This is a genomic window from bacterium (assembly GCA_040753085.1).
GTDB lineage: Bacteria > UBA9089 > JASEGY01 > JASEGY01 > JASEGY01 > JASEGY01.
Genome location: JBFMHI010000098.1, coordinates 1 through 10,010 on the forward strand (window position 1 = coordinate 1; position 10,010 = coordinate 10,010).

The 10,010-nt window shown below is 44.6% G+C and carries 12 protein-coding genes; 8 read left to right on the forward strand and 4 right to left on the reverse strand.

What is annotated here, in order from left to right; all coding sequences use genetic code 11:
- Positions 1-369: 369 nt before the first annotated feature.
- The 8 genes from AB1797_10000 to AB1797_10035 all read left to right on the forward strand — a co-directional run bounded on the left by AB1797_10000 (position 370) and on the right by AB1797_10035 (position 7,020).
- Positions 370-711, forward strand: coding sequence for a hypothetical protein (locus tag AB1797_10000; protein ID MEW5767940.1), 342 nt, complete (start codon positions 370-372; stop codon positions 709-711).
- Positions 712-932: 221 nt separating this feature from the next.
- On the forward strand, positions 933-1,244 hold the full coding sequence (locus AB1797_10005; protein MEW5767941.1) for a DUF4258 domain-containing protein: 312 nt from the start codon (positions 933-935) through the stop codon (positions 1,242-1,244).
- Positions 1,241-1,492 carry a YgiT-type zinc finger protein gene (locus AB1797_10010; protein ID MEW5767942.1) on the forward strand — a complete coding sequence of 84 codons (252 nt, stop codon included), beginning with the start codon at positions 1,241-1,243 and terminating at the stop codon, positions 1,490-1,492. Before AB1797_10005 ends, AB1797_10010 begins: the two co-directional genes overlap by 4 nt.
- Positions 1,493-1,681: 189 nt before the next feature.
- Positions 1,682-1,861 (forward strand): hypothetical protein, encoded by a 180-nt coding sequence (locus AB1797_10015; protein ID MEW5767943.1) that lies wholly within the window; start codon positions 1,682-1,684, stop codon positions 1,859-1,861.
- 19 nt (positions 1,862-1,880) lie between these two features.
- Positions 1,881-3,302 carry a glycosyltransferase gene (locus AB1797_10020; protein MEW5767944.1) on the forward strand — a complete coding sequence of 474 codons (1,422 nt, stop codon included), beginning with the start codon at positions 1,881-1,883 and terminating at the stop codon, positions 3,300-3,302.
- A complete protein-coding gene (locus AB1797_10025; protein ID MEW5767945.1) occupies positions 3,302-4,075 on the forward strand; it encodes a class I SAM-dependent methyltransferase in 774 nt (257 codons plus the stop codon). Before AB1797_10020 ends, AB1797_10025 begins: the two co-directional genes overlap by 1 nt.
- Positions 4,076-4,270: 195 nt before the next feature.
- Positions 4,271-5,851: an ATP-binding protein gene (locus AB1797_10030; protein MEW5767946.1), complete on the forward strand. Its 1,581-nt coding sequence runs from the start codon at positions 4,271-4,273 to the stop codon at positions 5,849-5,851.
- A gap of 230 nt (positions 5,852-6,081) precedes the next feature.
- Entirely contained in the window at positions 6,082-7,020 is a 939-nt protein-coding gene (locus AB1797_10035; GenBank protein MEW5767947.1) for an NAD-dependent epimerase/dehydratase family protein, read from the forward strand.
- A 146-nt stretch (positions 7,021-7,166) separates the two neighbouring features.
- Here the strand turns inward: AB1797_10035 and AB1797_10040 are convergent, their stop codons facing one another.
- The 4 genes from AB1797_10040 to AB1797_10055 are packed head-to-tail and all read right to left on the reverse strand — an operon-like array spanning position 7,167 to position 9,740.
- A complete protein-coding gene (locus tag AB1797_10040; protein MEW5767948.1) occupies positions 7,167-7,631 on the reverse strand; it encodes a hypothetical protein in 465 nt (154 codons plus the stop codon).
- Between the two features lie 57 nt (positions 7,632-7,688).
- Positions 7,689-8,303 carry an MvaI/BcnI family restriction endonuclease gene (locus AB1797_10045; protein MEW5767949.1) on the reverse strand — a complete coding sequence of 205 codons (615 nt, stop codon included), beginning with the start codon at positions 8,301-8,303 and terminating at the stop codon, positions 7,689-7,691.
- A gap of 13 nt (positions 8,304-8,316) precedes the next feature.
- Positions 8,317-9,252, reverse strand: a complete 936-nt coding sequence (locus AB1797_10050; protein ID MEW5767950.1) for a site-specific DNA-methyltransferase — start codon at positions 9,250-9,252, stop codon at positions 8,317-8,319.
- On the reverse strand, positions 9,201-9,740 hold the full coding sequence (locus AB1797_10055; protein ID MEW5767951.1) for a hypothetical protein: 540 nt from the start codon (positions 9,738-9,740) through the stop codon (positions 9,201-9,203). Before AB1797_10055 ends, AB1797_10050 begins: the two co-directional genes overlap by 52 nt.
- Positions 9,741-10,010 lie beyond the last annotated feature (270 nt).

Here is a 10,010-nt window from a genome sequence, read left to right on the forward strand (position 1 = left end):
TCGCTTACGCTCGCGGCGGCCGAACAAGCGGCTGGAGCCGATGCTCGCATCGGCGAGCAAGCTCGCCTCCGCTCGCACGGCTCAGCCGCCGCGCCGTTATGCCATAAAAAACAATTGACAAAACCACAGGTATGATATAAGGTAATACCGGCGGTGTTTATGGGCAAAACAAAAATTGCGGTAATCGTTCACCACAGAGACACAGAGACACGGAGAATGATTTTAGAAAAAGCACTTAATACTTGTTTTGAAAGACGGAATTAAGAGACTTGTCCTTTAGATTTTTCTCAGTGTCTCTGGGTCTCCGTGGTGAGGTGAACGGTTACAAAATTTCGAGACGTTTTACCAGATGTTTTTCAGGAGGCAAATATGTCAACAGTAAAAATGAGTGCGGTGATTGAAGAGCTAAGCAGCTTAAAAGAAATAATCAAGGGAATTGAAAGAAAAAAGATTTTACTGATAAATAGCTTGCATCATCCTTCCCTTAATCTTATCTTTCCTGTGGCTGTTTCTGTAGAATACGATGGTTATCAATTTATTGCTTATACGCCGGATTTGGATATCTATGGATGTGGAGAGAGTGAATATGAGGCCATAGAAGATCTCCGCCAGTCGATGGTTGATCTTTATTATGACCTTAAAGATGAGCCTCTGGGAAAAGACTTACAAAGGATATGGGAATATTTAAGATCCATTGTGAGGGAGAAATGAAGGTTAAAGAGATTCTAAGGCTGTTTGAAAAGTTAAAGATGGAGGTGCGAGAAGGGAAAGACACTATCGCCAGCTTTAGATGCGAAGGAAGAGTTGTGACAAGAACAAAGCTTCCTCATAAGAGAGGGGAATTAAAGGGTAATTTGCCTTACTTTGTTCTACGCCCTTCTTTTAGCCGTGAACGTTAGCGGAAATCGCCGTTTTGGGAGAGATAAATTATTATGTTTAAGATAGGATGGATACAGGAACGGGTAAGGAAAGGCAAATACTATTTTTCGCAGCATGGCGACCAAGAAAGGCAAAATGATAATCTCACTATAGCTGAGGTTGAGGAAGCCTTGCTTACAGGCAGAATTATAGAACAGTATGAAGATATAGGGCGAGGAGAAAGTTGTTTGGTTGTAGGCTTTACAGGGGCAGGAAAGCCTATTCATATCGTTTGTGGGAGAAGAGAAGATTGGTTAGCAATTATAACAGTTTATATTCCTCGACCACCGAAATTTAAAACGCCTTATGGGAGGAGTGAAAAATGACAAAAATTTGTAACTTCTGTGGGAACGAAAACTTCAGAGAAAGACATGTGCAGTATATTTACAGGCACGACAACCAATTCCTCGTTGTAGATAATGTGCCATGTGAGGAGTGCGAGTTTTGTGGAGAGCAGTATTTTAAAGCAGAAGTTTTAAAAAAGATTGAAGAAGATTTCAAAGCCGTTTATATTTTCGGTAAAAGAGCTCAGAGAGAATTCACAGTGCCTGTTGAAGAATTTGCAGAAATTTAAAACGAAATTGAAGAATATATCCAGGTTTGCCGATAACTGAAATAGGGAGCAATTAATTGTCCCTACAAAAGACAACGTTTTGGAGGGCAAACCATAGATGATCTATCACGTTTTTGTGGCCAAAATTCTGAGTGTTCGGACTATGGCAACTGGGATCACGTAGCCTTTGATCCGGAACGCCGACGGGTAGTGAGCGTAGTACCCGCTAAACGTAAGGCTGAGAATGTAGACAAGTTAGTCAAAGACTTCAAGAAACGAACCGAATCTGGGCTAATGAACCTTATTACCACAGACGAATATCCCGCTTATAAGGGTTCGATCCTGGCGGCCTATGGCCCGAAGATAACACCTCCTCGGACGGAGAAATGAAGGTTAAAGAGATGCTAAGATGAATAAGTCAGAAAAGATAGCCTACTTTAATTCTATGGCTAAAGATCGAGATGGGTGGAAACAGAAGAATAGATATTATTATTCAGAATTAGAAAGGCTTCTCCACTTTATTATTCCTCCGAAATCTTCGGTGTTAGAAATAGGCTGTGGCACAGGTGATTTTATTGGGCGACTTCAACCAGAGCGAGGCGTAGGCGTAGATTTCAGCCCGGTAATGGTGAATATAGCTCAAAAAAAGTACCCTGATTACACCTTTCTGGTCGATGATGCGGAGGACCTCCATCTTGATGAAAAATTCGATTATGTGATTATGTCTGATCTGGTGGGGCACCTTTCGGATGTCTGGCAGGCCTTCAGGGAATTACAAAAAGTAACCAAGCCGGAAACCAGGGTAATTATTACTTATTACAATTACCTTTGGGAACCGCTCCTTAATCTGGGAGAGAGACTGGGCCTAAAGATGAAGCAGGCTTACCAAAGCTGGTTATCTTTGGAAGATATAGAAAATTTGCTCGACCTTAATGGTTACGAAGTAGTCCAGAAGGAATTTCGATTACTCTTTCCCAAGCCCGTCCCCTTACTTTCCAGTTTGGCCAACCGTTTAATCGCCAAGCTGCCCTTACTAAAAAAGCTATGCCTGGTAGGGTATATGGTGGCTAAAGAGAAGGCCGGAAGTCGGCCAGGGTCGAGAGGAGATTATTCCTGCTCCGTCATTATCCCCTGTAAGGATGAAGCCGGAAATATTGAAGCCGCCGTCAAGAGAACCCCTGAGATGGGCAAACATACCGAGCTTATCTTTGTCGATGGAAATTCTACGGATGGCACGTTGGAAAAGATAGAAGAAATGATAGAAAAATACCAGGGGAAGAAAGATATTAAGTTGATTCATCAAGGCTCAGGCATAGGCAAAGGAGATGCCGTCAGAAAGGGATTTGCCGCGGCTTCAGAAGATATCCTATTTATTCTTGATGCTGATCTGACGGTGCCTCCGGAAGACCTGCCCAAATTCTATCTGGCTTTAGCCGAAGGTAACGGTGAATTTATCAATGGCACCAGGCTCGTCTACCAGATGGAGAAGCAGGCTATGAGGTACCTTAATCTGATAGCCAATAAAATCTTTAGCCTCATTTTTACCTGGCTGCTGGAACAGCGAATAAAGGATACCCTCTGTGGGACCAAGGTGCTTTTCAGGAAGGATTATGAAAAGATTGCCCAAAACCGGAGTTTCTTTGGAGACTTTGATCCCTTTGGAGATTTTGATCTCATTTTCGGAGCGGCTAAATTGAATCTCAAGATTGTGGAGATCCCCATAAGATATAGAGAGCGGACCTACGGAGAAATAAAGATAGACCGTTTCAGGCACGGCTGGCTACTTTTGAAGATGTGCCTTGTGGCCTTTAGGAAGTTAAAACTTAGTTGATGAAAAGAGTTATTGACTGGCTGAAGCTACCGGAAACGCGGCATATTGAAGATCTGGACGCAATTTCGACCACGATCTTACACGGCCAGATTATCCAAAAGAAAAGATTCTTCAAGAGGCTTTATATTGACTTTTATAAACAATTTCTGGAGTCTTCAAGACAATTGGATGGATGGCTTATTGAATTAGGGAGTGGCGGAGGGTTTCTGAAAGAGCTTATCCCGAGGGTGATAACCTCTGATATCCTGCCTGTTAAGGGATTAGATCTATGCTTTTCAGCGCTTTCCATGCCTTTTTCCGACCAGACCGTTTCTGCATTTTTTATGATCGATGTTTTGCACCATCTTCCGGATTCTGCCTTGTTTTTTAAGGAGGTTGCGAGATGCCTGAAGGTGGGGGGAAGATGTGTGATGATAGAGCCGGCCAATACATGGTGGGGCAGATTTATCTATCAAAATTTTCACCATGAGAGATTCGATCCTGATGGAAGTTGGGGTTTTGAAGGAAATAGACCTTTAAGCGATGCCAATGGCGCCATCCCCTGGATTATTTTCTGTCGAGACAGGCAGAGGTTTGAAAAAGAGTTTCCTAATTTAAAGACCGCCCGGTTATCCTTTTCCACCCCCTTTCGTTATCTTTTGAGTGGTGGGCTTTCAATGAAAGGCCTTGTCCCCTCCTTTTTTTATGAGGTAGTCAAGGGGATCGAATTTCTCCTTTCACCACTGGCCGGCTATTTGGGAATGTTTATGACCATTGAACTGGAGAGGGTGTAACAAAGGACTTGACTGAAAAGGAGAAAAGAATGGCTATTCCAACAAATTCGGCGATGTTCATCGTTTCGGCCATTTGTCGAATGGCTAATCTCGAAGTGCGAATCGCGAATCGCGGATTGCGAATCGCGAATCTATTTTTGTAAGCGTTCAGGTGTCAGCAGTCAGGCAAAGTTATTGGAGGTAGTGGGAGGCCTTATGCGTTTTTTTAATACAGCCGGACCGGTTAAATGTGCGGACCATTACTGCCTGCCGCCTTTAGAGCGGCTTGATTTGCCAGCGATACTTCGTTTGATTGAGCAAAAGAAATATTTTGTCCTCCATGCACCGCGGCAGACAGGTAAGACCTCGTGCCTACTGGCTTTGATGGACTATTTGAATCGGGAGGGAAAGTACTCCTGCTTGTATTTCAATGTAGAGATAGCCCAGTCTGCCAGAGAAGATGTCAGGGAAGGAATGAGGGCAATTCTGGGCGAGATGGCCTCCCAGGCTCGTAATTTTCTGCAAGACCCATTCTTAGACGAAATCTGGTTTGATGTGCTAAATAAACAAGGCGGAAGCGGGGCATTAAAAGAGGTTCTCACCCGTTGGTCTCAAGATAGCCCCAAGCCGTTGGTGCTTCTGATAGACGAAATAGATTCTCTGGTGGGCGATACCTTGATCTCTGTTCTCCGCCAATTACGTGCCGGTTACCCCCAGCGGCCGGATCTATTTCCCCAAAGTATTATACTGTGCGGGGTGCGCGATGTGCGTGACTACCGCATTCACTCTGATCGTGAGAAGGCGATTATCACGGGTGGCAGTGCCTTTAACATCAAGGCCAAGTCTTTGCGGTTGGGCAACTTTGACCAGGCGGGGATTGAAACCCTCTACGCTCAACATACCCAGGAGACCGGACAGCAGTTTGCCTCCGAGACAATGGATATGATCTGGGACTTGACCCAGGGACAGCCCTGGTTAGTCAATGCCCTCGGTTATGAGACCTGTTTCGAGATGACGAGGGGCCGGGAGCGGTCACAACCAATTACAGCCGAGATGGTGATAGAAGCCAAAGAGAATCTTATCCTCAGGCGGGAAACTCATCTTGACCAGCTTGCCGATAAGCTCCAGGAAGAACGAGTTAGGTGCGTTATCGAACCAATTTTAGCCGGAGGAGAAAAGCCGGATCGGTTGTCCGAAGATGATGTCCAATATGTGGAAGACCTTGGTCTCATCAGCACAAGGGGTCAATTGCGTATTGCCAACCGGATCTACCAGGAGGTCATTCCCAGGGCGCTTACCTATACTACCCAGTTGACCATCAGCCACCAACCGGCCTGGTATATCCAGCCTGAAGACAGCCGTCTTGATATAGACAAGCTCCTCTTCGCCTTTCAGCAGTTCTTCCGTCAGCACTCAGAACATTGGGTGGAACGATTTGATTATAAGGAGGCCGGGCCGCAGCTTCTACTCCAGGCCTTCCTGCAAAGGATTGTCAATAGTGGCGGCCGGATTGAGCGAGAATATGGTCTGGGTCATCTTCGAACTGATTTGCTGCTGATCTGGCCTTATCCTGGTGGTGTGCAGCAAGTAGTGATCGAATTGAAGCTGGTCAACGGTTCTCTAAGCAGCACAATTGAAAAAGGGCTTCAACAGACCTGGGAGTATGCTGATCGCTGTGGCTCAGATGAAGCTCACTTAGTGATCTTTGACCGGAACAAGAATAAGACCTGGGAAGAGAAAATCTTTAGCCGAGAAGAAACATACCGAGGTAAGCAAATAAAGATATGGGGAATGTGAAATCTGGTAAAGGAAAGGTAACCGTTCAGCACATGATGCTGGATGCTCGATGCTCGATCCTCGATGCTCGATCCTCGATGCTCGATCCTCGATGCTGGTAAAGGATCCAGTATCCAGGATCGAGCATCGAGCATCGAGTTTGTGCCTTAGTGGCTGAACGCTTACTAGGCTCAGGTGTCTGGTGATTGGTAGTCAGGTAGCTGTAGTGGTAAGAAGAAGGAGATTTTCAGATGAGATGTTTAGTTACAGGTGTGGCCGGATTTATCGGCTCATATTTGGCGGAAGAGTTGATTCGAAGAGGTAGTCAGGTCATCGGGATCGATTCTTTTACCGATTACTATCCCCGATGGATGAAGGAAAAGAACCTGGAGCATCTTCAGGGGCAGGAGAAATTCACCTTTATTGAATGGGATTTATTAGACTTAGACCTCAAAAAACTTCTGGCGGGAATAGATTACTGTTTTCATCAGGCGGCCCAGGCCGGGGTGCGGGCAAGCTGGGGGAAGTATTTTGACACTTACACTAAATGCAATATCTTAGCTACCCAGCGGCTTCTGGAAGTCGCTAAGGAAAGTCGCTTAAAAAAATTTGTTTTTGCCTCCTCTTCCTCGGTTTATGGAGATAGCCCGGATCTGCCTTTGAGAGAAGATAGCCTGCCCCGGCCGCTCTCACCTTACGGGGTGACCAAGTTGGCTTCAGAAAACCTGGTTAGTCTCTACCATAAAAATTACGGCCTGCCGGCTATTTCCTTGCGATATTTTACTGTCTTCGGTCCCAGGCAGCGTCCGGATATGGCCTTTCATAAATTTATTAAAGCCATCCTTGAAGATGAAGAGATCATCATCTACGGAGATGGGGAGCAGACAAGGGATTTCACCTTTATTTCCGATATTGTTCACGCCAATATCCTGGCGGCTGAAAGTGAATTGAGCGGTGAGATCTTCAATATCGGCGGCGGCGTTAGGATCAGTCTAAAAGGGGCGATAAAAATCCTCGAAGAAAATATAGGCCGCCCGGCAAAATTAAGATGTGTAGAATCTCAACGCGGCGACATGCGGCATACCTGGGCCGATATCACCAAGGCGAAAGATTCGCTGGGCTACAAGCCCGAAGTTGATCTGTCTCAGGGATTAGTTGAGGAGATAAAGTGGCTAAAGAAGCTCCGGTAATCGTCAGATAGACTCTCACCCACAAACACCTGCCGCAGCCGGGATCGAAACTTATCCCTTCAGGAGCGAGGTGTTAAAGGGATACAAAAACTTAGCATGTCTGCCTAAGACCTCTAAGATCAGGCTCTTTTTTCTTGCTTTTTAAATTATGCAGCTAACTTCATCTCTGTTTTTATCCCGGCTATCTCATTTTCAAGCCTCAGAATCTTTATTTCCAACTTCTCATACTCATCTCGTCTAACTATTACCTCATATAGTCGGTCTATCCGTTTGTTTGTCTCATCAATCCGTAGCGTATTCTTAGCTATCTCTTCTTTCAATTCTACTCTCAGCTCATCTATCCGTTTGTTTGTCTCATCAATCCGTAGCGTATTCTTAGCTATCTCTTCTCTCAATTCTACTCTCAGCTCATCAATCCGTTTGTTTGTTTCATCAATTCTTCTACTCTGGTCCACAAGATGAGCATTCATATCATCCTGCCGTTTATTTATAAGTGTTAGAGCAGTCTTAATCTGTTCATCCTCTGACTTAATGATCTGCAGTTCAGGAAGTATAAGTTCTTGTATAACCTTTTTTATTGTCTCTCCTATATCCATTCTTTCCCTCCTCAATATCTCTATCGCTCAGCATCAGCGGCGGCGCGCGGCGGCGTCCGCTGCATGCTGTTGTTAGCCCTTTTCTATTCCAAGTATTTTTGCGACAAACTGAGTTCGTGCATAGAAAGCCCTGCTTGTGCTTCCGTGACCTGCGCCCTTGGTTCTCGGCTGCACCAATACACCCATCGCACCAGTAAGGCAATCAAAGCCACATGTTAAAATGCAGTTCCTCGTTTCTTCGTAGTCTCTTCTTACCTGTTCATATATGGCTCTGTCATTGAGATCGAAAGCGGCAACTCGAACCAACAAGGATCGGTCTTCATTTTGCGACTCATATAGACGAGCACACACAACTGCTTTCTTGAGCTTGGCTAGCAAGTGGCTTTGCTCAAAAGGAGTATTGGCCACATTGTAAGGGTCTATCATAGTGATGGCCATTGTCTCCTTAACAGCGATAGCTCCGTTCGTCAGTCGCTTTAGTGGAACAATCTTAAGTTCCCAAGAGCCAAAGTTAGGCGATTGGGCTGAATTTATTGGGAGGCCCAAATATCGTTCAAGAACATGTCCTGCCCATCCCTTGTTCTTTCTGTCTTCTTTCCAAACAGTGACATCATATTGCCTTGCAAGTGAAACCATGTCCTTGCCTTCCAACGCTTTCAATTTCCTGATTGCATCTTCTCTTTCCACAATAATTCGCCTTTTATCTTGAAAACTCAAAGGTTGATTGTCGGCTACCTATTGCATGCTTCAATCGTGCGATAGACAGATCAATAAATTCGGACTCTATTTCCGTCCCAACGAACTTTCGGTGGGTATTTATTGCGGCGACACCAGTAGTGGAACTGCCTGAAAAAGGATCGAATATCAAATCTCCTTCATTTGTTGACGCAAGGACGATCCTTTCCAATAGAGAGACTGGTTTTTGCGTAGGATGTTTACCAAACTCCTTCTCTTCCCCGTTAGGCGCAGCGAAAGACCATACAGATTTCATCTGCTTGCCTCTATTCATCTTGCGCATATCGTCATAGTTAAACAGATGTTTTGATTTTTCCGTCTTGGCCGCCCAAATGATTGTTTCAGTTGAATGTGTAAAATAGCGGCACGAAAGGTTTGGCGGCGGATTTGGCTTCTCCCAAGTAATGTCATTCAGAATTTTCATCCCCAGCTGTTGCATTGCATAACCGACAGAGTGTATTATATGGTGTGTTCCAGAAACCCAGATTGTTCCGTTTGGTTTTAGGACATTCTGACACCTTGAAAGCCAAGCAAGGTTGAATTCATGATTCATCTCCGGCCCATTCGATTTATCCCACTGCCCCTTGTCGACCTTAACCATCTTCCCCGCATGACAGGTAATGCCGCCATTCGATAGAAAGTATGGCGGGTCGGCAAATATCATATCAAACTTACCTGCCGGATATTTGGCGACGAGTATATCCATAAACTCAATGCAATTGGCGTGATAAAGCCAAACGCCAAATTCATCATTTCGAAAAACGCACTGGTTAGGAGAATATTCGGAACTCTCTATTACCATCAAAGGAAACTTTGGAATATCTTCTGATGTTTTGTATTTCACCGGCTTTACTCCTGTTGAGCTATCAGCTTTTGCAGAAGAACCTTTATGCCTTCCCATGACATGTCCCTTCCTTGACCAGTTGGGTAGTTTACATCTTCCTGTCCCCAAATCCATTTATAGGCTTTCAATAAAACTTCCGGATTCTCTCCTATCGGATTGTTCAAGCGAACGGCTTGCAATACGTCGTCAGGGTCTTCTCCTTTGTAAACTCTTTCAAATGCCTTTAGAATATCAATGGTCGCGACACGATTAGCCCCCGCTTTTTGGGTTAAATCCTCAAGTATCTGCTTATGAGTGATTTGCCATAGGCTTTGTTCTGATGGACTATAAATGAAGACGAAAAAGTCTTCTTTTCTCATCTTGCCCCATGCTTGTTTCCCCCCAGGCTTCACGATGACTATTTTCCTGCCATCGGTAATATCCTCTACTTCATATCCACGATAGGGTATTTCTTCGAGTCTTGTTACAAATTCACTCCTTTCGGCGTTTTTTATCCTCAGACGCTTCAGGTCGATAGAATGCTTATAGATATTTCTTCTTGCCATTGCCTTGTCCTTCTTTTTCTGAGGGCTAACAGTAGATTATCTATGGTGCCCTAATTACAAATTATACCACCTTTTTTTGATTTGTCAATGTTTTTTTGCTGGATGTCGTCGGTAGTATTCCAAGACATTTGATTTTAGTCATTAGGGCATCGTTTCAAAATGCTGAAATAGCAGCTTTACACTTTTAGCAATTTTAGGCAATGTGTGCAGCAAACATAAACAGCCTTTTCCCGCTCTGAAAGCCAGTTTGGGACTTTTTTGTGTTCCGGT

Excerpts from the sequence above, each read along its gene's own strand:
- AB1797_10000 (MEW5767940.1), top strand. The coding sequence starts at position 370 with ATGTCAACAGTAAAAATGAGTGCGGTGATTGAAGAGCTAAGCAGCTTA.
- AB1797_10005 (MEW5767941.1), top strand. The coding sequence starts at position 933 with ATGTTTAAGATAGGATGGATACAGGAACGGGTAAGGAAAGGCAAATAC.
- AB1797_10010 (MEW5767942.1), top strand. The coding sequence starts at position 1,241 with ATGACAAAAATTTGTAACTTCTGTGGGAACGAAAACTTCAGAGAAAGA.
- AB1797_10020 (MEW5767944.1), top strand. The coding sequence starts at position 1,881 with ATGAATAAGTCAGAAAAGATAGCCTACTTTAATTCTATGGCTAAAGAT.
- AB1797_10025 (MEW5767945.1), top strand. The coding sequence starts at position 3,302 with ATGAAAAGAGTTATTGACTGGCTGAAGCTACCGGAAACGCGGCATATT.
- AB1797_10030 (MEW5767946.1), top strand. The coding sequence starts at position 4,271 with ATGCGTTTTTTTAATACAGCCGGACCGGTTAAATGTGCGGACCATTAC.
- AB1797_10035 (MEW5767947.1), top strand. The coding sequence starts at position 6,082 with ATGAGATGTTTAGTTACAGGTGTGGCCGGATTTATCGGCTCATATTTG.
- AB1797_10050 (MEW5767950.1), bottom strand. The coding sequence starts at position 9,252 with ATGGGAAGGCATAAAGGTTCTTCTGCAAAAGCTGATAGCTCAACAGGA.
- AB1797_10055 (MEW5767951.1), bottom strand. The coding sequence starts at position 9,740 with ATGGCAAGAAGAAATATCTATAAGCATTCTATCGACCTGAAGCGTCTG.